The sequence below is a fragment of the Microvirga tunisiensis genome, from assembly GCF_009296175.1.
In the GTDB taxonomy this organism is placed as follows: Bacteria; Pseudomonadota; Alphaproteobacteria; order Rhizobiales; family Beijerinckiaceae; genus Microvirga; species Microvirga tunisiensis.
The window spans coordinates 25,735-47,922 of sequence record NZ_VOSK01000013.1; the positions used below are offsets into that span (position 1 = coordinate 25,735).

General features: G+C 64.6%; 22 protein-coding genes. 7 read left to right on the plus strand and 15 right to left on the minus strand.

The window, feature by feature from the left end; all coding sequences use genetic code 11:
• Positions 1-10: 10 nt before the first annotated feature.
• The 9 genes from FS320_RS06510 to mbfA all read right to left on the minus strand — a co-directional run bounded on the left by FS320_RS06510 (position 11) and on the right by mbfA (position 8,358).
• On the minus strand, positions 11-820 hold the full coding sequence (locus FS320_RS06510) for an ABC transporter ATP-binding protein (protein WP_152710281.1): 810 nt from the start codon (positions 818-820) through the stop codon (positions 11-13).
• Positions 813-1,538, minus strand: coding sequence for an ABC transporter permease (locus tag FS320_RS06515; protein ID WP_152710282.1), 726 nt, complete (start codon positions 1,536-1,538; stop codon positions 813-815). The genes FS320_RS06510 and FS320_RS06515 overlap by 8 nt, the downstream gene beginning before the upstream one ends.
• On the minus strand, positions 1,538-2,260 hold the full coding sequence (locus FS320_RS06520; RefSeq protein ID WP_162002866.1) for an ABC transporter permease subunit: 723 nt from the start codon (positions 2,258-2,260) through the stop codon (positions 1,538-1,540). Before FS320_RS06520 ends, FS320_RS06515 begins: the two co-directional genes overlap by 1 nt.
• Before the next feature lie 135 nt (positions 2,261-2,395).
• A complete protein-coding gene (locus FS320_RS06525) occupies positions 2,396-3,241 on the minus strand; it encodes a lysine/arginine/ornithine ABC transporter substrate-binding protein (RefSeq protein ID WP_152710283.1) in 846 nt (281 codons plus the stop codon).
• 219 nt (positions 3,242-3,460) lie between these two features.
• Positions 3,461-4,306 carry a lysine/arginine/ornithine ABC transporter substrate-binding protein gene (locus FS320_RS06530; protein ID WP_152710284.1) on the minus strand — a complete coding sequence of 282 codons (846 nt, stop codon included), beginning with the start codon at positions 4,304-4,306 and terminating at the stop codon, positions 3,461-3,463.
• A 127-nt stretch (positions 4,307-4,433) separates the two neighbouring features.
• The gene (locus tag FS320_RS06535; protein ID WP_152710285.1) at positions 4,434-5,132 is read right to left on the minus strand and encodes a fumarylacetoacetate hydrolase family protein; all 699 of its coding nucleotides are present in this window, start codon (positions 5,130-5,132) and stop codon (positions 4,434-4,436) included.
• A gap of 181 nt (positions 5,133-5,313) precedes the next feature.
• Complete coding sequence (locus FS320_RS06540) at positions 5,314-6,135, minus strand: DUF4142 domain-containing protein (protein WP_152710286.1); 822 nt, start codon at positions 6,133-6,135, stop codon at positions 5,314-5,316.
• A 282-nt stretch (positions 6,136-6,417) separates the two neighbouring features.
• The gene (locus FS320_RS06545) at positions 6,418-7,332 is read right to left on the minus strand and encodes a metallophosphoesterase family protein (protein ID WP_152710320.1); all 915 of its coding nucleotides are present in this window, start codon (positions 7,330-7,332) and stop codon (positions 6,418-6,420) included.
• 54 nt (positions 7,333-7,386) lie between these two features.
• Positions 7,387-8,358 carry an iron exporter MbfA gene (mbfA, locus tag FS320_RS06550; RefSeq protein WP_152710287.1) on the minus strand — a complete coding sequence of 324 codons (972 nt, stop codon included), beginning with the start codon at positions 8,356-8,358 and terminating at the stop codon, positions 7,387-7,389.
• Between the two features lie 338 nt (positions 8,359-8,696).
• Between mbfA and FS320_RS06555 the strand changes: the two genes are divergently transcribed.
• Positions 8,697-9,179, plus strand: a complete 483-nt coding sequence (locus FS320_RS06555) for an NUDIX domain-containing protein (RefSeq protein WP_152710288.1) — start codon at positions 8,697-8,699, stop codon at positions 9,177-9,179.
• Between the two features lie 155 nt (positions 9,180-9,334).
• Positions 9,335-9,844 (plus strand): GNAT family N-acetyltransferase, encoded by a 510-nt coding sequence (locus FS320_RS06560; RefSeq protein WP_152710289.1) that lies wholly within the window; start codon positions 9,335-9,337, stop codon positions 9,842-9,844.
• Here the strand turns inward: FS320_RS06560 and FS320_RS06565 are convergent, their stop codons facing one another.
• From FS320_RS06565 to FS320_RS06580, 4 genes are read right to left on the minus strand one after another with little or no spacing between them, the layout of a single operon-like run.
• Entirely contained in the window at positions 9,845-11,917 is a 2,073-nt protein-coding gene (locus FS320_RS06565) for a hypothetical protein (RefSeq protein WP_152710290.1), read from the minus strand.
• A gap of 13 nt (positions 11,918-11,930) precedes the next feature.
• Positions 11,931-14,735: a DUF4159 domain-containing protein gene (locus FS320_RS06570; RefSeq protein ID WP_152710291.1), complete on the minus strand. Its 2,805-nt coding sequence runs from the start codon at positions 14,733-14,735 to the stop codon at positions 11,931-11,933.
• Between the two features lie 3 nt (positions 14,736-14,738).
• Positions 14,739-15,665 carry a DUF58 domain-containing protein gene (locus tag FS320_RS06575; RefSeq protein ID WP_152710292.1) on the minus strand — a complete coding sequence of 309 codons (927 nt, stop codon included), beginning with the start codon at positions 15,663-15,665 and terminating at the stop codon, positions 14,739-14,741.
• Between the two features lie 10 nt (positions 15,666-15,675).
• Positions 15,676-16,692 carry an AAA family ATPase gene (locus FS320_RS06580; RefSeq protein ID WP_152710293.1) on the minus strand — a complete coding sequence of 339 codons (1,017 nt, stop codon included), beginning with the start codon at positions 16,690-16,692 and terminating at the stop codon, positions 15,676-15,678.
• A 200-nt stretch (positions 16,693-16,892) separates the two neighbouring features.
• Between FS320_RS06580 and FS320_RS06585 the strand changes: the two genes are divergently transcribed.
• The 4 genes from FS320_RS06585 to FS320_RS06600 are packed head-to-tail and all read left to right on the plus strand — an operon-like array spanning position 16,893 to position 19,628.
• Complete coding sequence (locus FS320_RS06585; RefSeq protein WP_152710294.1) at positions 16,893-17,492, plus strand: DUF1285 domain-containing protein; 600 nt, start codon at positions 16,893-16,895, stop codon at positions 17,490-17,492.
• Positions 17,492-18,130, plus strand: a complete 639-nt coding sequence (locus FS320_RS06590) for a CoA pyrophosphatase (protein WP_152710295.1) — start codon at positions 17,492-17,494, stop codon at positions 18,128-18,130. The genes FS320_RS06585 and FS320_RS06590 overlap by 1 nt, the downstream gene beginning before the upstream one ends.
• Positions 18,127-18,384, plus strand: a complete 258-nt coding sequence (locus tag FS320_RS06595; RefSeq protein ID WP_152710296.1) for a DUF6111 family protein — start codon at positions 18,127-18,129, stop codon at positions 18,382-18,384. Before FS320_RS06590 ends, FS320_RS06595 begins: the two co-directional genes overlap by 4 nt.
• A complete protein-coding gene (locus FS320_RS06600) occupies positions 18,384-19,628 on the plus strand; it encodes a CCA tRNA nucleotidyltransferase (protein WP_152710297.1) in 1,245 nt (414 codons plus the stop codon). Before FS320_RS06595 ends, FS320_RS06600 begins: the two co-directional genes overlap by 1 nt.
• A 186-nt stretch (positions 19,629-19,814) precedes the next feature.
• Here the strand turns inward: FS320_RS06600 and hemF are convergent, their stop codons facing one another.
• Together hemF and FS320_RS06610 are read right to left on the minus strand one after the other, a co-directional pair.
• On the minus strand, positions 19,815-20,729 hold the full coding sequence (gene hemF, locus FS320_RS06605; protein ID WP_152710321.1) for an oxygen-dependent coproporphyrinogen oxidase: 915 nt from the start codon (positions 20,727-20,729) through the stop codon (positions 19,815-19,817).
• A gap of 128 nt (positions 20,730-20,857) precedes the next feature.
• Complete coding sequence (locus tag FS320_RS06610; RefSeq protein ID WP_152710298.1) at positions 20,858-21,337, minus strand: tRNA (cytidine(34)-2'-O)-methyltransferase; 480 nt, start codon at positions 21,335-21,337, stop codon at positions 20,858-20,860.
• 263 nt (positions 21,338-21,600) lie between these two features.
• On the opposite strand from FS320_RS06610, the gene petA reads away from it, so the two are divergent.
• Positions 21,601-22,164, plus strand: a complete 564-nt coding sequence (gene petA, locus FS320_RS06615; RefSeq protein ID WP_152710299.1) for a ubiquinol-cytochrome c reductase iron-sulfur subunit — start codon at positions 21,601-21,603, stop codon at positions 22,162-22,164.
• The last annotated feature ends 24 nt before the right edge of the window (positions 22,165-22,188 follow it).

The window sequence follows — 22,188 nt, forward strand, 5'->3', positions numbered from 1 at the left end:
GTTTCAGGCCTTATCGATGGCTTGAGATGAACTGCTTGAAGCGCTCGGATTTCGGAGCGCCGAACACGTCTGCCGGCGTGCCTTCCTCCTCCACCACGCCCTTGTGGAGGAACACGACCCGGTTCGACACGTCGCGGGCAAAGCCCATCTCATGCGTCACCACCAGCATGGTGCGGCCTTCCTCGGCGAGCGAGCGCATGACGCGCAGGACCTCGCCGACGAGTTCCGGATCAAGCGCGGAGGTCGGCTCGTCGAACAGCATCACCTTGGGATGCATGGCGAGCGCCCGCGCGATGGCGGCGCGCTGCTGCTGGCCGCCGGAGAGATGGGAGGGATACTGATTGCGCTTGTCGACGATGCCGACCTTCTTCAGCAGTTCCTCGGCTTCGGCGATGCACTCGGCCTTCGGGCGCTTCTGCACATGCACCGGAGCTTCGATCACGTTCTCCAGGATCGTCATGTGGGACCAGAGATTGAAGCTCTGGAACACCATGGCGACGCGCGAGCGGATGCGATCCACTTGGTGCTGATCGGCAGGCTCCATGCCCTTGCGGCCCTTCTTCAGGCCGATCGTCTCGCCGCCGATGCGGATGTCGCCGGAATCCGGCACCTCCAGCATGTTGATGCAGCGGAGCATGGTCGACTTGCCGGAGCCCGATGCGCCGAGGATCGAGATGACATCGCCCTCCTTCGCACTGAGCGAGACGCCTTTCAGCACCTCAAGGTTTCCGAAGCTCTTGCGCAGATTGTTGACGGAGACGGCAGAAGCGGCCTCGGAGGACGCAGATTGGGTCGACAAGGATGCAACTCCGTTAGACATGAGCGGCCTCCAGACGCGGCTCGATGGCCGGGGGGCGGCGCAGATGAGGCGAGAGCCACCATTCGATGGCCATGATGATGCGCGTGATGATGAAGTTGAGAATGAGGTAGATCAGTCCCGCAACGATGAAGACCTCGACCGCGCGGAACGTCTGCGAGATGAGTTTCGCGGCAAGCCCGGTCACCTCCATCATGGTGATGATGGAAGCTAGCGACGTGGCCTTCACCATGAGAATGATCTCGCTGCCATAAGCGGGGAGGGCCTGACGGAGCGCGATGGGGAAGACGATGCGGCGGAAGAGCAGGAAGCCCGACATGCCACAGGCCCGCGCCGCCTCGACCTGGTTGTAAGGCACCGATTGCAGGCCGCCACGCATGATCTCGCTGGCATAGGCTGCGGTGTTGAGGGTGAGGGCCAGCACTGCGCACCAGTAAGGCTCGCGGAAGAACGTCCATAGGCCCCATTCCTGCAGCGTCGGACGGAACTGCCCGAGGCCGTAATAGATCAGGAAGATCTGCACGAGCAGGGGCGTTCCGCGGAACACGAAGACGTAGGCCTGCGCAGGCCAGTCGAGGGCCTTGACCCTCGACATGCGCATCAGCGCCAGGAGCATCGCGAAAATGGCGCCGAACGCGACGGATGTGAAGGCCAGGTTCAGCGTCAGCGGCACGCCGCTCATCAGGGTCAGGAAGGTATCCCGCATGAAAGCGAAGTCCATCAGGAAGCCCTCCGCATGCCACGCATCGAGTGGGACTCCGCGCGCTGGAACAGATAGGTCGAAACCCAGGTGATAAGCAGGTAGAGAACCGCCGCCGTGATGTAGAAGTCGAACGGACGGCGGGTCGAGCCTGCCGCAATGTGCGACTGGCGCAGCAGCTCGACGAGGCCCGTCACGGAGATCAGGGCCGATTCCTTCAGCACCAGCTGCCATGTGTTGCCGAGACCCGGGATGGCATAGCGCAGAACCTGAGGCGCGATGATGCGGCGGAACATGAGCCAGCGATGCATGCCGACGGATCGCGCCGCCTCGATCTCGCCCCGGTTCACGACCTGATAGGCCCCGCGGAAGACCTCCGCCTGATAGGCGCCCGACACGATGCCGATGGCCAGGGCACCGGTGACGAAGGCCGGCACGCCGATGAAGCCTTCGGCCCCGAACAGGCTGCCGATGGCGCCGAGCGCCGCGCTGCCGCCGAAATAGAAGAGATAGATCACGAGCAGATCGGGAATGCCGCGCAGGACGGTGGTGTAGCCGTCCGCCAGGCTTCGGGTGACGAGATTGCCCCCGATCTTCCCCCAGGCCACCAGGGTTCCGACGACGGAGCCGGCGAGGAAACCGCAGAGGGCAACGGCGATCGTCATCCCCGCCGCGGTGAGAAGAGCCCATCCCCAACCGTTGGGGCCGAACCCGACGAGCTCGAAATAGCTCAGCTGCTGCACGCTTCAACTTTCCTGAAAATGTCTCCCCTCACGAAAGCAGAGAGTAAGACAGGATCTGTCAAATCCGGCCTTTGACCGGATCATGTCGCGGGTCCGTTTAGCAGGACCCGCGACTTTGTTTCCAGCACGATCTCGTCAGACTTGCGGAGTAGCGTCGATCTTGAACCACTTCTCGGACAGCTTCTTGATCGTGCCGTCCTTGATCGCAGCCTGGATCGCCTCGTCGAAGGACTTTTTCAACTCGGTGTCCTCCTTGCGCATGCCCACGGCGACACCCCGGCCCAATACGCCGCCGCGCATGCCCGTGCCGGCAATGACCATATCCTTGAACTCCGGCTTCTCCTGTGTGGCTTTCAAGGCCCCGTGGCCTGCGAAGATCGCGTCGACGCGGCCGGCGGTCAGGTCGAGGTCGTGCTGCTCCGTCGTCTTGTACTCGCGGATCTCGACCGTATCCTTGAAGTACTGCTCCACGAACTGTGCGTTCACGGTCGAACCCTGCACACCTATCGTTTTGCCCTTCAAAAGCGACTTCCAGGCTTCGATTGCCTTCTTCGCACCCTCAGGGTCCTTTTCAAAGCTCACCGTCGTGCCGGTCCCTGCCAGCTTGGCGAGCGGAGAATCTTTCATCACGCCCCAGCCGTGGGGAGTGGCGGCATAGGGAAGCGAGAAGTTGATCGTCTCCAGGCGCTTGTCGGTGATGTTCATGCCGGCCATGATGGCGTCGTACTTCTTGGCCTGAAGCGCCGGGATGATGCCGTCCCAATCCTGGGCGACGATCTCGCACTTCACCTTCATGCGCCCGCAGAGCTCGTTGGCGAGATCGATCTCATAGCCTTCGAGCTTGCCGCCAGCGCCCGTGAAGTTCCACGGAGCGTAAGCGCCTTCCGTGGCGATCTTGACGGTCTTATCCTGTGCCGTCGCTCCGCCAACGGCGAGGGCGGAGGCCAACAGGCCGAGACCCAATGTCTTAAAGAGTTTCATCGTCATCCCTCTGGTCAGCTTCGACTGATCCTATTGTCGGATGAGGGTCGTCGAGGACCTCCATCTCGTACTCAGAAGCTAACATTCAAAAGCCAAGCCGGCGCAAGTCCTAAACATGCTGAATAAAGCGCCCAAGCTGGCGATTTCGGTCGCAATCGGGCCTGATCGATACAAAAAAGGCGCGGCCGAAGCCGCGCCTCTCATGGATCGAAGCGAAGATCAGCCCTTGGGGGAGATATCCACCTTGAACCACTTCATGGACAGGGTCTTAACCGTGCCGTCCTTGACCGCCGCATTGATCGCCTCGTTGAAGCTCTTCTTCAACTCGTCGTCGCCCTTACGCAGACCGACACCGACGCCGGCACCCAGGAGGCCGCCGGTGATGGACGGACCGACCATGACGTAATCCTTGAATTCCGGCTTATCGAGCGTGCCCATAATGGCCGTGGAATCCGCCAGGACGGCGTCGATACGGCCGGCCGCGAGGTCGAGGTCGTGCTGTTCGGTGGTCTTATCCTCGCGGATTTCCGCAGTGCCCTTCAGGTACTTGTCCGCGAAGTTGGCGTGGATCGTCGAGCCCTGGACGCCAACGGTCTTGCCCTTGAGGATCTCCTTCGAAGCGTCGATGGCCTTCTCGGCGGCAGCCTGCTGGGTGCCGAGGTGATAGGCTTGGCCCGTGCCTGCCATCTTGGCGACGGGCGACGACTTGGCGACCATGTAGCCGTTGGGGCCGTTCACGTAGGGGCCCGCGAAGTCGATGGTCTTCTTGCGCTCGTCGGTGATGCTCATGCCGGCCATGATGGCGTCGTACTTCTTGGCGGTCAGCGCCGGGATGATGCCGTCCCAGTCCTGAGCGACGATCTCGCACTTGACGTTCATGCGCTTGCAGAGGTCGTTGGCGAGGTCGATCTCGAAGCCCTCGAGCTTGCCGCCTGCGCCCGTAAAGTTCCACGGCGCGTAGGCGCCTTCCGTGGCGATTTTCACCGTCTTCTGCTGTGCGGCTGCTCCGCCGACCGCAAGAGCGGAACCGAGAAGAGCCAAGCCGACGGTCTTAACGAATTTCATAGTCGTTCCCTTGTTTGTGGGCCCCGGCGCGAAGCCGAGGCCTGACTTGCCCGCGGCCCTCTCGGGCCGCGCCGTGACGCAGTAACAGCCAAACTTGGCAAAAAGGCAAGAGGTGGTGAATCAGGCTTCACACAACCCGAAGCTTGATCTCGCCCAGCCCCTCGATGGCGCCCACGATGGTCTGACCTTGCGTCACTGCGCCCACTCCGTCCGGGGTGCCGGAGAAGATCACGTCGCCAGGGACGAGTTCGAAATAGGAGGAGAGATAGGCGATCTGCTCGGCGACGGACCAGATCATGTCGGACAGATCCGCCTTCTGCCTAATCGTGCCGTCCACCGACAGGGAAATGACGCCACCGGCAGGGTGTCCAACCTGCGAGACGGAATGGATCGGTCCGACCGGGCCCGAATGATTGGCGGCCTTCCCGAGTTCCCAGGGGCGGCGAAGCTGCTTGGCTTCGTCCTGGAGGTCGCGGCGGGTCATGTCGAGCCCGACCGCATAGCCGAAGACGTGGTCGAGGGCCTGCTCGACAGGAATGTCGCGTCCGCCCTTGGCTAGCGCCACCACCATCTCGATCTCGAAATGGTAGTTCCCGGTTTTCGGCGGATAGGAATGATCTGCCGTTTCACCGTCCATGACGGGCTGCAGAGCATCCGCCGGTTTCATGAAGAAGAAGGGCGGCTCGCGGGTCGGATCGCCACCCATCTCCCGCGCATGGGCCGCATAGTTGCGGCCGACGCAATAGACGCGTCGGACCGGGAACACGTCGGGGCTGCCGACAACGGGGAGGGCAGGAATCGGAGGCACGGGAATGACGTAGGCCATGGAAGCTCGCGGAGTGCAGGGGTGATCGGACAGGGGCCCTGAGGCAGGACCTGCTGCTTTCCTACACCTTGGAATGTGCGCCACAAGCCGCCGCAAGCAGGATTCAGGTAACCCTTTGGGCGAACATGAAGACGGCGGGCCCGGTGGACCCGCCGCGAAGAGAATTCAACCAATAGCCCGCTTAGCGACGACGAGCCGTACCGCCCGGGAGACGTTGAGCGTCTGCGGCGTGGTGCTCGAGGTGCGGAACCACGGAGGCCGCAAACTGGCGCAGTGACGGATCGTTGCCGGCCTGAGCATAGCCCGAATGCAGAGCCAGGGCCTCTTGGTGAGCCATGCGCTGGGCTTGACCATAGAGGCGGTCGAACTGCGGACCCGAGGTTGATGCGAGCTGGTTCAGCATGGCGGTCTTCTCGGGGCTGAGCGGCATACCAAGGCGGATTGGTGTCACCGAGCCCGTCGATTGCACATCGGCCGTACGGCCTGCCGCTGCACCCGTCGTCGCGCCGACGCCGGCGCCGACAGCCGCACCTACAGGACCGCCCACCAAAGCGCCGACGCCAGCACCGGCCAGAGCACCGGTTGCCGTGCCGCCGGCCGTGCCCGGAGTGCCGCTGGCTGCAGCGCCGGCCGTGGCACCAGCCGTCGCGCCGACGCCAGCGCCTACAGCCGCACCCACCGGGCCGCCGACGAGGGCGCCGATGCCGGCACCGGCGAGCGTGCCGCCCATTGCACCGCCGATGAACTCACCGGATGCGTTATAGACCGGCCGACCGCCGTTGAGGGCCTGGCTCGTCATGCCGTGATCTCGGATCATGTTCTCGGCGTAGCGGCGCACGGTCGGGTTGCGCGAGCGCTCGAGGGCGAGCTGGCTCGAGGCGATCTCAAAGGCATCCGATTGAGCCGCCATCATGCGGTAGGTCTGGCTGTCCATGACCTGGGCAGAGGCCGGGACGGCCGAAACGGATGCAAGCAATGCCGAAAGGGCAAGATATTGTTTCATGAGGTGACTCCTGTTTCCGGTGTCGCAGAACACCACGCGAAGCCGCTCGGGCTTGCAAAGCTCATGGGTGGCTGCTGCATCCGTTCAACGGAATGCGATCTAAGCGGTTCCAGAAAAGGCAAGGATAGAGTGCCACTAAGGATGAGACCGATGGCCACCAGAAGAAGGGCGGAGCGTCAATTCCAATAAAAACAAGGGTTCAAGGGAAATTACACGCTTCGGACGGCAATCGAAGCCTTGCAATATTCTCTGCCTGTCGAGAAGCTTGGCAGGAATGCCGGATCAAGACTTGTCTTTTGGCTGGCGGATACGCGCGAGCGAGAGCATGCCCATCCCACCGACCGTGCCGTCAGGCCTCAGTCCCCGAAGCTCGGCCGCCAGGAGAAAGCCGGTCTCATCCTGCCCGATCGTGAAGAGATGATAGCCGGCCTTGTGGGTCAGCGTTCCGCTCCGGGCCGAGGCAGAAGGGGCGCCGATGACCGGAATGGGACCGCGTGGACCGTCGAGATGGGCGAGCGAGCCCACATGGTTGTGCCCGTGCAACACGAGCTCCGCGCCGACCCGGCACAGCATCTTCTCGAAACGGGAGGCGTCGGTGAGGTTGCGGCCCGCCTCGGCACCGCCGATATGGGGCGGGTGGTGGATCAGCACGATCCGGAAGCAGCCCGGATCGCGCCCCAGCTCACCGAGAATCTGTTCGACGGCTTTCATCTGTTTTGATCCGACCCGGCCGCTCGCCACGAAGGGCAGGGTAGGGATGGCCGAGGACAAGCCGATGATGGCAATCGGCCCGTAGCGGCGCAGATAGGGAAAAACCCCTTCGCTGCCGTCATCGCCCCGGGTCCAGGGCGAGATCTCGCGCATCAGACCTTCGAGCGAACCGCGGACATAAGCATCGTGATTGCCCGGCACGAAGGTGACGCGTGACGGATCGCCCAAGCCTTCGAGAAAGACGCGGGATGTCTTCCATTCATCGGGCAGGCCGATGTTGCAGGTGTCGCCCGTGCAGGTGATGTGGTCCGGGTTCTGCGCGTGGATATCGGCGACGAGCTCCGCCAGAAGCTCCATGTCGTGAAGATCCTGCCGGCTACTGTGCCAGTTGTACCAGCCGGTCAGGCGCTTGCTCAGGAGCTGCTTCAGGCGCGGCCGGGGAAGTGGGCCCACATGGGGGTCGGTCAGATGAGCGATGCGGAACATGGCGGCCGGGTTGATGCGAGTGGAAGCGAGAGTTCGCGCGCGCAACCGCTTGCGTCAAGCGCTGCCGATGAAGATACCGGCGAGAAGCACCAGAACGCCCCCGACGATGACCTGATAGGTCGCGCTCCAGAACGGCGTCTCCATGTATCGCGTTCGGATCCATGAAATCGCGACCAGTTCCACCGCCACCACGAGCGCCGCGACGCTGGTGGCCAGGATGAAGGCATTGGGCCAGGAATCCGGCACGAGATAGGGCAGGGTATGGCCGATGCCGCCGGCCGCCGTCATGAGGCCGCAGACCAGGCCGCGCAGCCAGGGCGAGCCGCGGCCCGTGATCTCGCCGTCGTCCGAGAGGGCTTCGGTCAGGCCCATGCTGATGCCGGCGCCGACGGAGGCTGCAAGCCCGACGAGGAAGGTCTCCCAATTGTTCTGGGTCGCGAAGGCGGCGGCAAAGAGGGGCGCGAGGGTCGAGACCGAGCCGTCGATGAGCCCGGCCAGTCCCGGCTGCACATATTGCAGCACGAAGAGCCTGCGGCGGGCATGTTCCTCGGCGGCTTCCGCGTTCTCGGTCAGATGGGCCGCGTGCAACTCGTTGGCCTTGCGTTCATGGCCGCGCTCGACTTCCGCCAGCCTGGTGAACAATTCGCGCAGGGACACGTCGAGGGTCTGCTGCGCGGCCTTCTCATAGAAATTCGCCGCCTGCAGCTCCATGATCTCCGCCTCGCGACGCATGCGGTCAAGGTCGAGGTGGGGGCTCCACCAAACAGCGCGGCGCTTCAGGAAGCCGCGCACATCCTCCCGGCGGATGGGGGGTAGATGCTCGCCGAACCGGGAGCGATAGAAGCCATATAGGGAGTTGCGATGGGCTCGCTCTTCCTCGGCCATGCCGTCGAAGATCTCGGCCGAGGCAGGGAAATCGGGGCGAATGCGATCCGCGAAATGCTGGTAGATCCGCGAATCTTCCTCTTCGTTGGCAATGGCGAGCGCGATAACCTCGCGCCCGGAAAGTTCGGACAGAGACTTCATGTCTGCTCCTATTTAGAAGTATTCTAAACAAGGAAGCGGACTGTCGCAAAGCCTCTCTGAGGCAGCAGGACGGCTGGATTGAAGCTTAGTACTGCGCGCCCGGGATCAGGGTCGAGTAGATCGAGCGGTCCTCGAAGTTGAGGGCCGGGGACCAGGAGAAGCGGGCGGAGCGGTTGAGACGGGACAGGATCAGCGCGAGAAACATTGGAACACCTTTGGTTGGCGCTGTCTTAGACCTTCGTATAATGCAGGTCACGCGCCAAATTGCGGGAACAGCTATGCATTTGATGAATGACTACATTCATCCTCCGGTAATCTTGTTATGATTGCTTGGTCCGATGTCTGACTCTCAGCCGCCTCGCAGGGCGTCGCGCCTCATTTCCTGGAGCCTTCATACGTACTGGCGCTTCTCCCGCGGCATGACGCTCGGTGTGCGCGGCGTGGTTCTCGACGACCGGAACCAGATCTTTCTCATCAGGCACACCTACGTTCCCGGCTGGCACCTACCAGGAGGAGGCGTCGAGACCGGTGAGACGGCCCTCGATGCGCTCGCTCGGGAACTCAGGGAGGAGGCCTGTATCGCCGTGGACGAGACGCCCCGTCTGTTCGGCGTCTTCTTCAACAACAGGATCTCCCGGCGCGATCACGTGCTGGTCTATGTGGTCCGGCGCTTCACGGTGCTGGAGGTTAAGCGGCCGGACCGGGAGATCGCCGAGGCCGGCTTCTTCCCCCTCGACCGGCTGCCCGAAGGGACGACGGTCGCCACTCGCAACCGTTTGGCCGAAATCCTCGAGGGGCAGCCTGCCTCCGCGAACTGGTGAGAGAGCATTTGCGCCGCGTTCCCGACGCTGCTATGGCCTAGCAACTTCAGGAAACGCCGAGCCCATGAGCATCACCCGGATTCTGCGACGACGACACGGCTGACATCCGTCCAGCCGTTATTTCAGTATTCTCGTCCTTCGTCCCGAGACCGTTCATGACCGAGCTCTCGCTCCTGATCCGCACTGAACAACCCATCGATTCCGAGGCCATCGAACGCCTGCACGAGCGCGCCTTCGGGCCGGGACGCTTTGCCCGCACTGCCTCGCGCCTGAGGGAAGGGGCGTCCCACCTGCTTGATCTGTCGTTCACCGCCTTGGTCGGCACGCTGCTGGTCGGCTCGGTGCGCATGACGCCGGTGATGGCCGGCGGCGTGCCCGCCCTGATGCTGGGACCACTCACCGTCGAGCCGGCTTTCGAAAGCCGCGGCATCGGCGCGGCCCTGATGCGCCGCGCCCTCGATGCCGCCAAGGCGAAGGGCCACACCCTGGTTTTGCTTGTAGGCGACGAGCCCTATTACAGCCGCTTCGGATTCAAGCGCATCCCGCCGCAGCAATTGCAGCTTCCCGGGCCGGTCAATCCGATCCGATTCCTGGCGTTGGAATTGGTCGATGGCGCGATGGCCGGCGCAAAGGGGTTGGTGAGCCTACTGCCGCAGGATGCCTGATCAGGCCCTGCGGCGTCCTTCGATCAGCCAGGCGGCCAGGGTCGAGCCGATCAGGAGTACCAGACCGACGAAGCCGAGCGCCATGGGGAAGACGGACACGCCGCGGACGATGGCGCTGTCGCTGGGCTTGATCCCAATCCAGTCGCCGCCGGAAAAGCGCGTGCCGGAATGCACCGCGAGAACGCGGGGCACCGTAATGCTCTGATCGCCCGCCATGGCCACCCGCCGCACCGATCCGCCCGTCGCGTCGGCAATCGAACTCAAAGCTTCCGTGTTGCTGAACACGTCCATCAGCTCGCGGGGATTGGCCGGGCCGATGCTGACGAAGGTGATGAGATTGCCTGACCGGACCGTATGCAATCCGAGTTCGCGGCTTGCGACCTGCGCGGTGAATAGGCCGGGGCGCGTCTCGGTCAGTGGGACGCTGCTCTCCGCACCGCTCGGCGCGACGAGGGTCGCGGGATCAGCCGTTTCCGCCATGGTCTGCCGCTCGATGCGAATGTCGCGCCCTTGGGCGCTCGCACGTAGCGCTTCCTCCTCAAGGGCAGGCTCCTTCATGAGCCAATGGGCGAGGCGACGCAGGAGGTCGAGATGCGGCCCGCCGTCCTGATAGCCGCGGGCCCAGAGCCAGGCATGATCGGACAGCAGCAGAGCGACCCGGCCCTTGTCCTCCCGGCGCAGGACGAGAAGCGGCAGGTCGTTCGCCCCCGACATGAGAGTATCGCCCGATTGCACCTGCGAGCCGATGATGCGCAGCCACTCGCCCCAGGCAGGCGGCGATTGCTCGGAGCCCGGCAGGTCGCGGGTGACAGGATGCCGGTCGCCGGTATCGGTGATCCGCGCCTTGTAGGGCTGCTCGACGATGCTGCCGTTGGGCTGGCCCGGAATGATCGGGGCGAGCCGCGTCTGGGCGAGGCTGCCGTAGCTCGCGAATTCGGGACCGGCCGCCACGAGGATTGCGCCGCCCTCGCGCACATAGCGCACGATGTTCTCGAAATAGCTGGAGGGCAGGATGCTCTGGTTCGCGTAGCGGTCGAAGATGATTAGGTCGAATTCCTTGATCTTCTGCTGGAACAGCTCGCGGGTCGGGAAGGCGATCAGCGAGAGTTCGTTGATCGGCGTGCCGTCCTGCTTCTCCGGCGGGCGCAGGATGGTGAAGTGGACGAGGTCCACATTGGCATCGGATTTCAGGAGATTGCGCCAGGTGCGCTCGCCCGCATGCGGCTCACCCGAGACGAGCAGCACGCGCAGCTTCTCGCGGATGCCCTCGATGGGAACGACGGCCCGGTTGTTGGCTTGCGTCAGCTCGTTGGCTAAGCCTTCCACTTCGAGCTCGACCACATTGGTGCCGCCATGCTCGATGCGCACGTCGAGTGAGAAAGGCGTGTCGGCGCGTACCTGCTGGCGGGTGAGAACCTGCCCGTCGCGGCGCACGGTCACGAGAGCCGAGCCCGTGCCGCCGCGTTCCATGATCTGCGCGCGGATGGTCTGGTCCTTGCCGACGATGCCGAAGCGGGGAGCCTCCAAAAGCTTGATCTGCCGGTCGCGCTCGTCGGGACGACCGGTGATGAGCGCGTGAAGCGGCGCCCTGAAGCCGAGCCCCTCCACGGAGGGCGGAATATCGTGCACCACGCCGTCGGTGACGAAGACGACGCCGGCGAGTCGGTCCGGCGGCACGTCGGACAATCCGTTGGAGAGGGCGGCGAACAGACGCGTGCCGTCATCGCCGTTGCCGTCATCCGCTTCGATGAAACGGGGATCCACGTCGGCCAGCGAACCGAAGCGGCGCTCCAGTTCGGCTCTCACCTGATCGGTCATGGGAGAGCGGTCGCCCAGCGTCTGCGAGGTCGAGCGGTCGATGACCACCGCCACGATATCTTTCACCTTCTCCCGATCCTCCTGCACCAGCGCCGGGTTGGCGAGAGCAAGGAGAACGAGCCCGAGGGCAATCGCCCTGAGGATTGCGACGGGGCCGCGGGAGACCAGCGCAAGGATCGCCAGCAGGGTGACGACCGCGCCGAGGGCCCAGAGGACGTAAGTCGGGATGAGGGGTGAGAAGCCGATCGAAAGCAATACAATCTCCCCCTTACTGCCCGAGGCGTTCGAGCAGTGCCGGCACGTGCACCTGGTCGGCCTTGTAGTTGCCAGTCAGCGCATACATGACGATGTTGACGCCACTGCGATACGAGAATTCCCGCTGGCGCTGATCGCTGCCCACGACCGGATAAAGCGACTCGCCCCGCGCTCCCACGGCCCAGGCGGCCGCGAGATCGTTGGACGTGATGATGATCGGCGAGACTCCGTCGCCCGAGCGGGCGGGACGGCTTGCCTCGCCCTCGGCTTGCGGCGGCAGGGCCTCGACCCAGGTCTGTCCCGTGGCGTAGCGGCCGGGGAAGCTGTCGAGGATGTAGAAGGTTTTGGTGAGCACGTGATCGGCCGGCACGGGCTCGAGTTCGGGAATGTCGAGGCTCGCCAGCATCCGGCGCAGGTATTGCCCCTCGGCGGTGGGCGCTCCGTCCGGACGATTGCCGAAGGCATCGCGCGTGTCGAAAATCACCGTTCCGCCGCCCTTCATGAAGGCATCGAGGCGCCGGATCGCAGCCTCGGACGGCATGGGTCGCGCTGCGACGATGGGCCAATAGATCAGCGGATAGAACGCGACCTCGTCTCGCGAGGGATCGATCCCGATGGGCTCGCCCGGCGAAAGGGCAGTCCGCTGGCTCAGCACCTGCGTCAGCCCTGTCAGTCCCGCCTTGCTCGTCTCGTCGACCTGTGTGTCTCCCGTGACGACATAGGCGAGCCGCGTCACGAGAGCGGGGTTGGAGCTCTCCATGGTCATGGACGATCGGCGTTCCTGCGCGCTCGCGTCGGAGAACGGATTGAGGAGAAGGGACGCGCCCAAGACAATGGCGGCCGCAGCGCCGGCCCGGCGCAAGCGGCCGGTGAGGTTCGACAGATGGCCGCCGAGCCAGAGCGAGGCCAGGGTATCGGCCAGCAGGAGCAACAGGGCCAGCATGAACAGCGGCATGCGCAGATCGGTTGTCTGTGAACCGGCAAGGGGCGCGATCCGCGCATTGAGAGGAGCGTAATTGAGCAGGGCGAGCCGGTCGCCCGATAGAAGCGCATTCACTGCAAGGCTCGAATCCACGGGACCGTAGAAACCCGGCGGATGCTCGTCATTCGCACGCTCGGCATAGTTGCGCGCTACGGCACGGGCATTCGCCGGGGGCGAGGTGAAGATGCCATAGCCGTCAAGGGTCAATCGTGGCGCCACGGTCTCGTTCTCCGCATTGCGCGCTTCCGCATTCACATCGTTCGGCGCACCGGCGAGAGCCGTGGTCCGGCGCAGCATGTCGACGAAGAGGCCCGACAGAGGCAGGTTCGACCAGGTGGTGTCGGCCGTGACGTGGAAGAGCACGATCATGCCGTCGCCGCGCTTGTCCGCCGTAACGATAGGCGTGCCGTCGGCCAGGGATGCCCAGGTTCTCTCCGGGAGATCGCCGTCCGGCTCCGCGAGGATCTGACGGCGGATGCCGATTTCCTCCGGCACGGCAAGGCCGAAATAGGGGCTTTCACGGGTGAACGGTGCGAAGGTCTTCGGCGTGTCCCAGGACAATGTGCCGCCAAGGCTGCGTCCGCCGCGGCGCAGGCGCACCGGCACGAGTTCGTCATTGCCGGCGGCAAGCCTGGAGCCGGCGAAGCGCAGCAGCATGCCGCCCTTCTCGACAAAGGCCGTCACCTTGCCGAGTGTTTCCCGATCGAGGCCGCCGACATCCGCCAGCACAAGAATGGAAACCTGTTCGTCGATGAGCTGGTTCACCGCATCGGCGACAGCGCCGCGGCCGTTGCGGATCTCGGAATAGGGCGAGAGCGCTCGCTCGATATAGTAGAGGGGCGAGAGAAGCGGCTGGGCCTGATCGGAGGTGCCACCGAAGACGAGACCGACGCGGCGGCGCTTGCCGCGTTCGTCGAGAAGATGCACGGCCCCGGCAGAGCCTTCACCGAGGATTTCGATGCGTGCGATGGCGTTGCGGATCTCGGTCGGCAGGTCGAAGGCGACATTCGTCTCGGTGGCGTTCTGATCGAAGGAGAAGTGCATGTCGGCGAGCGGCAGGCTCTTCAGATCGAGTGCACGCACCGTTCCGGCATCGCGTCCGTTCGGCTCGGGCCGCACGAGCCTGACATTGAGCTGGCCGCTGGCGTTTTCGACGCCGGCAATGGCCAGAACCGGAGCGCGATCCGCTTTCAGAACGGTGATCCGCTGCCCGTTTGCCATTTGCGCCAAACCGTCGATGAAGCCCTGTCCCTCAACGCCCGCAACCCCATCGCTGATCCAGACAATGTTGGCCTCTGGCGTGGATTCCATGAATCGCCTGACGGAATCGAGATGGACCTGACGGTCCTGCAGATGCGGAAGTGGTTTCAGAGACCGCAATCGTTCCAGTGCGGCGGCCGGGCTCGCGAGCTCAATGGCGGCCGGGGCTTCCGCCGTGGCCACCAGCGCGACAGTGCGTCCGTCGCGTCCGGCCGCTTCGATGCGCTCGGCCGCGAGGTTCATGCGATCCCGCCAGTCGTGAGCGGCGGCAAAGCCGTTGTCGAGCATGATCAGAATCGGCGAACGGTTGTTGTCTTCCGCCAGCGGGTTCCAGATCGGACCGGCAGCCGCGAGGATGAGGAAGGCGGCAAGCAACAGCCGCAGCAGCAGAAGCCACCAGGGCGTGCGTGCGGGCATTTCCTGTTCAGGCCGCAGATCCGCGAGAATCTTGAGAGGAGGGAAGTCGACCCGCCTCGGCTGCGGCGGCGTGATGCGCAACAGCAGCCAGATCGCCGGCAGGGCCGCAAGCGCCGTCAGGACGAGCGGAACGGCGAAGGTGAGGGGAAGGCCCAGCATCGCTCAACGCCCTCCCAAACCGGTGCCGCGAGAGGTCGACACGAGCGTCATGATGCGCAAAGCCGCTTCGCTGGCAGGACGGTCGGTGCGATGAATGGTCAGCGTCCAGCCGCGGCGGCGGGCGAGTTCCTGAAGCTCTTCCCGGTGCTGCTCGATCCGCAGGCGATAGGCCCGGCCCCAGGAGATCGCATCTCCGATCCGCAGCGAGAGGCCATCTTCCAGATCGTGCAGAACGGCCTGCCCCTGGAACGGGAAGGTCTCCTCGACGGGATCGACGATCATCACCAGATGCCCGCGCGCCCCGCGCGACGAGATGCCTTCGACCATGGCGGTAATGTCGCGCACCGGCGACAGGAAATCGCTGATCAGCACGGCTTCGTGCTGCGGCGCGACGGGAGCCTGCGGCGGAAGGTCTTCCTCGAGCGAGGAGCGGTCCGTCACCAGGGTCTGGGCCATGGTTTCCGCGATGCGCCGGGTGGCGCGCGGCGGCATGAGACCTAGCATGCCGACCCGCTCTCCGGCCTCGACGAAGCTGTCCGCGAGTGCAAGGCCGAGCACGATGGCGCGTTCGATCTTGGGCGCTTGCGCCAAGTCCGATACGTAGCCCATGGAGGCGGAACGGTCGATCCAGAACCAGACGGTCTGGGCCGTTTCCCACTCGCGCTCGCGCACATAGAGCCGGTCATCACGGGCCGAGCGGCGCCAGTCGATGCGATGCGCCGCCTCTCCGGTGACGAAGGGACGGAACTGCCAGAAGGTTTCGCCGGTGCCGGCGCGCCGGCGGCCGTGAATGCCGTGGGCGAGGTTCGCGGCGACGCGCCTCGCCTCGAGCACGAGGTGCGGCATCCGATCGGCGAGGGAGAGCGCGCTCTCCGTTTCACGGCGGCCCGGCGAGCGGGCGCTTTCGGGGAGGACCCGGACACGGGTCATGATGGGGATCCTAGCCTGCCAGCCGCGAGGTGAGCCGGCCGATGACGCTTCTGATGGACTCTCCATCCGCCCGGGCTGAGAAGGTCAGCGCCATGCGGTGCTTCAGCACCGGTTCGGCGAGCGCCACCACGTCGGCGATGGACGGGGCCACACGGCCCTCAATCAGCGCGCGGGCACGCACCGCCAGCATCAAGGCCTGGCTCGCGCGGGGGCCGGGGCCCCACAGGATCTTGTCGGTCACGCCATCGATCCCGTCTCCCTCCGGGCGGGCCGAGCGCACGAGGTCGAGGATCGCATCAACCACGCTCTCGCCGACCGGCAGGCGGCGGACCAGTCGCTGGGCGTTCATGAGCGCCTCGGCATTCATGACCGCCAGGGGTTTATGCTCGTCGGCGCCCGTCGTTTCGATCAGGATGCGTCGCTCGGCATCACGCGTCGGATAGCCGACGTCGATTTCGAGCAGGAAGCGGTCGAGCTGCGCCTCGGGGAGGGGATAGGTGCCTTCCTGCTCGATCGGGTTCTGCGTGGCGAGCACATGGAAGGGTTGCGGTAGGTCGTGCCGCTCGCCGCCCACGGAAACGTGATGCTCCTGCATGGCCTGGAGCAGGGCGGATTGGGTGCGCGGGCTCGCACGGTTGATCTCGTCGGCCATCAGAAGCTGCGCGAAGACCGGACCCTTCACGAAACGGAAGGAGCGGCGCCGGTCGGCGCCCTCGTCGAGGATTTCCGAGCCTAAGATGTCGGAGGGCATCAGATCCGGCGTGAACTGGATGCGGCGGGCATCGAGCCCGAGCACGATGCCCAGCGTTTCCACGAGCTTCGTCTTGGCGAGGCCCGGAACACCGACGAGAAGGCCGTGGCCGCCGGCCAGAAGGGTGATGAGGGTCAGGTCGACCACGTCTTCCTGGCCGAAAATGACCGTGTGAATGGCCTCGCGGGCACGTCCGACAGTCTCAAGGGTCGCCTCCGCGCTGCGGATGATCGCGTCGTCCAATGCGGTAGGCGCTTGAGCAATGCTGGCCGTCATGAGGTCATTCTCCCTCTCACTCGCAATTGCCCCCGGTAGCTAGTCTGCCTTCGATCCGTGTCGAGATGCAAGGGTCGTTGCGCCGCAGCAAAGGACTGAATGGAGTGGACGAGACCGCCGAGGACTCTATGCTCTAGGAAGTAACAATCGATGGCCGTTCGTCGATCCATAAAGTTCAGATTCCTGTTCACGCTTGCGTCATGACCAATCCCTCACCCCCCATGCCCGGGAATGCCCTGGCCCGCCTGACAGAGGCGCTCGGCTCCGATGCGAAGCGGAAAGGACCGCCGCCGGTCGAGCGCTGGAATCCAGCCTATTGCGGCGAAATCGATTTGCGCATCGCTGCCAATGGCACATGGCATTACATGGGCACGCCCATCAATCGCCCCGCTCTCGTGAAGCTGTTTTCGACCGTTCTGCGCAGGGATCCGGAACGTTACGTGCTCGTCACGCCCGTCGAGCGGGTCGGGATTGAGGTCGAGGATGTGCCGTTCCTCGCGGTGGAAATGGCTGTGGAAGGCGTTGGTGATAGCCGTCAGATCGCCTTCCGCACCAATGTGGACGATCTCGTGCAGGTCGGGCCTGAGCACCCCTTGCGCTTCGACCAGGACGCCAATGGCGGGGTAAGGCCTTATGTAAAGGTGCGGGGTGAACTCTGGGCGCGGGTGACGCGAGCCCTGGCGCTGGATCTGATCGCCTTGGGTGAAGAAAAGGATGTGGATGGAGTTGTCACGTTCGGTGTGGCAGCCAGTGGTATGTTCTTCCACATCGATCCTGCCAGCGAATTGGGCGCCCCCTGATGCGGCTTGCCCCCCACGACGCGCCGGATTTCCTGACGCTGGCGGCCGAGCGGCTGCGGCCCGAACCTCCGCATCCGGAGGAAGCTCTGGCCAATCCGAGGGGCGATCACAGCCTCGACAACGTGCCCCTGGCCCATCCCCTGACCCCGAAACCGGCCGCGGTCCTCGTTCCCGTCATCATGCGCGAGGAGCCGATGCTGCTTCTCACCGAGCGCTCCGCGCATCTGCGCCAGCATTCGGGGCAGATCGCCTTTCCGGGCGGGCGGGTCGATCCGGAGGATGCCACCATCCTGGCGGCGGCCTGCCGCGAGGCGATGGAGGAGATCGGCCTCGACAGCCGCTTCATCAGCCCGCTCGGTTACCTCGACGCCTACTTGTCCACCACGAATTATCTCGTCATGCCGGTGGTGGCTCGGGTCTCGCCCTCCTACACCCTCGACCTCAATCTGGACGAGGTGGCCGATACATTCGAGGTGCCGCTCAGCTTCCTCATGGATCCCGCGCGCCACGAACTCCATTCGCGGGAATGGAAGGGCAGGCTTCGCCGCTACTATGCAATGCCCTACGAGGGACGCTACATCTGGGGCGTGACGGCGGGCATCATCCGCAATTTGTATGAGAGGCTCTACAGACCATGACACGAGCGGTGATTCAGGGACTTGTGCTGTTCCTTCTGCCGTTCGTCCTCTTCGCAGTTTATCTCGTCAGCCGTCGCCGCAATCCGCTGACTTGGTCGCACTGGAGCGATCAATCGCTCTGGCTTGCGATTGCGGGCTTGGGTTTCGTCATCGTCTCGCTGGTTGCGACAGGCCTCTTCGCTGAGCGCCAGACGGGCAATTATGTGCCGACCCATGTGGAAAACGGACAGGTCGTCCCAGGACATTTCGAGTGATGGAAACCCTCGACCGTCAGGCCTTGGCAAGCCTTCTTGAGCACCCCGCGCTGCGCCGCCTCCTGGAGGTCTTCAATGACGATGTCGAGGAGACGCGCATCGTGGGCGGAGCCGTTCGCAATGCCCTTCTCGGGCGGCCCGTGACCGAAGTGGATTGCACCACCACCATGCTGCCCGAGGCCATCGTCGAACGCGCGAAGGCCGCCGGTTTCAAGGCGGTGCCGACCGGGATCGAGCACGGCACGATCACAGTCATCGTCGCCGGCGAGCCTTACGAGATCACGACCCTGCGCGAGGATGTGGAAACGGATGGACGGCATGCGGTCGTGCATTTCGGACGCGATTTCGTGCTCGATGCCATGCGCCGCGATTTCACCATCAATGCCCTCTCGCTCGGTCTCGACGGACGGCTTTACGACTACACCGACGGCGTGGCGGATCTGGCGGCCCGGCGTGTCCGCTTCATCGGAGACGCCCGCACCCGCATCCGCGAGGATTACCTGCGGATCATGCGCTTCTTCCGTTTCCACGCGGAATATGCGCAAACCGATCTCGACCCGGAGGGGCTCGCCGCATCGGGAGCCGAGCGACAGGGACTGGCGATCCTCTCGAAGGAGCGCATCCGGCATGAGCTTCTGAGGCTGCTCGTCGCCCGGCGGGCCGAGGACACGATCCGCATCCTGGCCGATCACGGCTTCCTCACATGGCTCCTCGGCGGTGCTGCCGAATTCGGGCGCCTCAGTCGGGTGGCGGCTTATGACACGGAGGATCCTGTCCCAGTCTGGCGCCTGGCGGCGCTCGCTGTCATGGTCGAGGAAGATGCGGAGCGGTTGCGGGAGCTTTTGCGGCTCTCCAACGACGAGCATAAGAAGCTCGTCGCCTATGCCGATCTCTTAGGCCGTCTCAAGACCTGGGCCTTGCCCCTGGACGCAGCGGCCGTCCGCCGTCTGGCGGCTGATCATCAGGTCGAGACCCTCGCTGTCGTCCTGGCGGCCACGACCGGCGAACCCTTTCCCATCGTCCATGCCGATGCCCGTGAGGCTCTCGACCGCTTCCGCAGCGGCACTGAGCCGGTGCCGGTCTTCCCCTTGCGCGGGGCCGATCTCGTCGAGGGCGGCATCCCGAAAGGGCCGAAGATCGGTGAACTGCTCGCGCGGGCCCGCCAGGCCTGGCTGGCGGAGGGCTGCCGGACGGACGAGGTCTATGCGCAGGATTTGCTCAGACGGGTGCTGGAGCAGGCTTAGGGCTTTGGATCAATCCGCCGCCTCACTCCCTCCCAGGTCATGGCCGGGCTTGTCCCGGCCACCCCGATCCTGTGAGACGCTGCGCTTTTCTTGATCGGAATCACCGGCACAAGGCCGGTGATGACGTTGAGACGTCAGAGACGATCTCGGGCTCCGCTGCGCGGCTCCGGGATGGGTGCCAAGCCCTTAAGGCCAGCGCACCGTCGGCGGCATGGAGGAGAGGATCGACGCGATGTTGCCGCCGGTCTTCAGGCCGAAGATCGTCCCCCGATCGTAGAGCAGGTTGAACTCCACGTAGCGTCCGCGCCGCACCTGCTGCTCGATGCGATCTTCTTCCGTCCAGGGCTTGGTGGCGTTGCGCCGGACGATCTCCGGATAGACCTTGAGGAAGGCCTCGCCCACATGGCGGGTGAAGGCGAAGTCCTCGTCCGGATTTCCGGTCCAATGGTAGTCGTAGAAGATGCCGCCGATGCCGCGCGCCTCGTGGCGGTGCTTGAGGAAGAAGTACTCGTCGCACCACTTCTTGTACTTCTCGTAGGAGCCTTCCGGCGCATGAGCCTGGCAGGCTTCCTCCATGACCTGGTGGAAAGCGATGGTGTCCGGATCACCTTGAGTCCGCCGGCGGTCGAGCACGGGCGTGAGGTCGGCGCCGCCACCGAACCAGGGCTTCGTGGTCACCACGAAGCGGGTGTTCATGTGCACCGTTGGAACATTCGGGTTCCATGGGTGCGCGATGAGCGAGATGCCGCCGGCCCAGAAGCGCGGATCCTGATCGGAGCCTGGGATCTGGCCGCGGAATTCCGGCGCGAATTCTCCATGCACCGTGGAGACATGCACGCCCACCTTCTCGAACACGCGGCCGCCCATCATGGACATGACACCCCCGCCGCCGGGAGCGCCGCCATGGTCCTTGCGCTCCCAGGGCGTGCGCTCGAACCGGCCGGGCTCGGAAGCCTCCGGGGGGAGGGGAGCCGTCACCTCGTCCTCCAGAGCCTCAAACGCGGCGCAGATCCGGTCGCGCAGCAACGCGAACCAGATGGGAGCCTCTGTCTGCAGGCGCTCGACGGCATTCGTATCGGTCATGGCAGTCCTGTCTTTCATCATGGGCAGCCCTCATCCCCGCTGGCGGGCCGAGGATGACATTCTCTCCGTCTTGGCCGGGACAAGGCCGGTGATGACGAAGGGAGAAAGTCCGGTAGACTTTCAGGGGTGTGGCTGCTGTGCTGTTCTCACGGGCTTGTTGGATCGGGTTTCGGAAACGCGTTCGTCTGCCGCAGGGCTTCACCGAGGATCATCGCGGCGGTCACGGCGACGTTCAGGGAGCGCATGCCGGGCTGCATGGGAATGATGACCCTGGCATCCGCCACCCGGTGGACCTCCTCCGGCACGCCGGCGGATTCGCGGCCGACCAGGATGATGTCATCGGGCCGGTAGGCGAAATCGGCATACGGGATGGCGCCCTTGGTGGTGGTCAGGATCAGACGGCCCTGGGCCTCCTGCCGCCAAGCCTCGAAGGCGCGCCAGGATATGTGCCGCGTGATCGTGACATGGTTGAGATAATCCATGCCGGAGCGGCGCAGGTTCCGGTCGGACACGTCGAAGGCCGCAGGTTCGATGATCTCCACCGGCACGCCGAGGCAGGCGGAAAGGCGCAGCATGGTGCCGGTATTCTGCGGAATGTCCGGCTGATAGATGGCAAGACGGGGCATAGGCCCCTCATCGGGGCAACGGGGCCTGCCGTCAAGGGAGCGCTCGGGGGCAGATGAGCCGGCGGCATTTTGCGCCACAGGCTGGAACAACTCCAATCCGGCTATGGACAGGCGGGCTTGACCGTGCCAAAGAGCCACCGCGCGGCGACTCCCAGTCGCATTGCGCGTGCGTCGCCGCGCATGCTTGTTCCATTTTGGACCTCGTGTGCCAAATGCCTGGGTTCCCAAGGCATTGCCGATGCGCGGTTCTCGTTTTTTGATCAATGCTGGAGAGCCAAGTGGCCGAGACCACCACTCATGTCGCTGAGCCGACACGGCGCGATTTCCTCTACATCGCCACGGGCGCAGCTGCCGTTGTCGGCGGAGCCACCCTGGTATGGCCCTTCGTCCAGTCCCTGGCGCCCGACGCGGCGACGGTGGCGGCCGGCGCGCCCGTCGAGGTCGACCTGACCCCGATTGCCGAAGGGCAGATCGTCAAGGTTTTCTGGCGCGGCAAGCTGATCTTCATCCGCCACCGTACGGCCGAGGAGATCAAGGCGGCCGAGGATGTGACCGTCGCCTCTCTGCGCGACCCGCAGGCCGACTCGGCGCGCGTGAAGCCGGGCAAGGCTCAGTGGCTCATCGTTTACGGCAACTGCACCCACCTGGGCTGCGTGCCGCTCGGCCAGCAGGGTGAGTATCATGGCTGGTTCTGCCCCTGCCACGGCTCGATCTTCGACACCTCTGGCCGCGTCCGCGGCGGTCCGGCGCCGATCAACCTGCCGATTCCGCCCTATACCTTCGCGTCCGACACGAAGATCGTGATCGGCCAAGAGGCCACGGCGTAACCCTCCGCGACGATCAGGCGATAT

Bases quoted from the DNA above. Each gene is read 5' to 3' on its own strand.
- FS320_RS06555 (WP_152710288.1), top strand. From the start codon at position 8,697: ATGTCTGACTCTCAGCCGCCTCGCAGGGCGTCGCGCCTCATTTCCTGG.
- FS320_RS06540 (WP_152710286.1), bottom strand. From the start codon at position 6,135: ATGAAACAATATCTTGCCCTTTCGGCATTGCTTGCATCCGTTTCGGCC.
- FS320_RS06590 (WP_152710295.1), top strand. From the start codon at position 17,492: ATGCGGCTTGCCCCCCACGACGCGCCGGATTTCCTGACGCTGGCGGCC.
- FS320_RS06510 (WP_152710281.1), bottom strand. From the start codon at position 820: ATGTCTAACGGAGTTGCATCCTTGTCGACCCAATCTGCGTCCTCCGAG.
- FS320_RS06545 (WP_152710320.1), bottom strand. From the start codon at position 7,332: ATGTTCCGCATCGCTCATCTGACCGACCCCCATGTGGGCCCACTTCCC.
- hemF (WP_152710321.1), bottom strand. From the start codon at position 20,729: ATGAAAGACAGGACTGCCATGACCGATACGAATGCCGTCGAGCGCCTG.
- FS320_RS06595 (WP_152710296.1), top strand. From the start codon at position 18,127: ATGACACGAGCGGTGATTCAGGGACTTGTGCTGTTCCTTCTGCCGTTC.
- FS320_RS06585 (WP_152710294.1), top strand. From the start codon at position 16,893: ATGACCAATCCCTCACCCCCCATGCCCGGGAATGCCCTGGCCCGCCTG.
- FS320_RS06575 (WP_152710292.1), bottom strand. From the start codon at position 15,665: ATGACCCGTGTCCGGGTCCTCCCCGAAAGCGCCCGCTCGCCGGGCCGC.
- mbfA (WP_152710287.1), bottom strand. From the start codon at position 8,358: ATGAAGTCTCTGTCCGAACTTTCCGGGCGCGAGGTTATCGCGCTCGCC.
- FS320_RS06515 (WP_152710282.1), bottom strand. From the start codon at position 1,538: ATGGACTTCGCTTTCATGCGGGATACCTTCCTGACCCTGATGAGCGGC.
- FS320_RS06600 (WP_152710297.1), top strand. From the start codon at position 18,384: ATGGAAACCCTCGACCGTCAGGCCTTGGCAAGCCTTCTTGAGCACCCC.
- FS320_RS06610 (WP_152710298.1), bottom strand. From the start codon at position 21,337: ATGCCCCGTCTTGCCATCTATCAGCCGGACATTCCGCAGAATACCGGC.
- petA (WP_152710299.1), top strand. From the start codon at position 21,601: ATGCTGGAGAGCCAAGTGGCCGAGACCACCACTCATGTCGCTGAGCCG.
- FS320_RS06525 (WP_152710283.1), bottom strand. From the start codon at position 3,241: ATGAAACTCTTTAAGACATTGGGTCTCGGCCTGTTGGCCTCCGCCCTC.
- FS320_RS06530 (WP_152710284.1), bottom strand. From the start codon at position 4,306: ATGAAATTCGTTAAGACCGTCGGCTTGGCTCTTCTCGGTTCCGCTCTT.
- FS320_RS06570 (WP_152710291.1), bottom strand. From the start codon at position 14,735: ATGCTGGGCCTTCCCCTCACCTTCGCCGTTCCGCTCGTCCTGACGGCG.
- FS320_RS06560 (WP_152710289.1), top strand. From the start codon at position 9,335: ATGACCGAGCTCTCGCTCCTGATCCGCACTGAACAACCCATCGATTCC.
- FS320_RS06535 (WP_152710285.1), bottom strand. From the start codon at position 5,132: ATGGCCTACGTCATTCCCGTGCCTCCGATTCCTGCCCTCCCCGTTGTC.
- FS320_RS06580 (WP_152710293.1), bottom strand. From the start codon at position 16,692: ATGACGGCCAGCATTGCTCAAGCGCCTACCGCATTGGACGACGCGATC.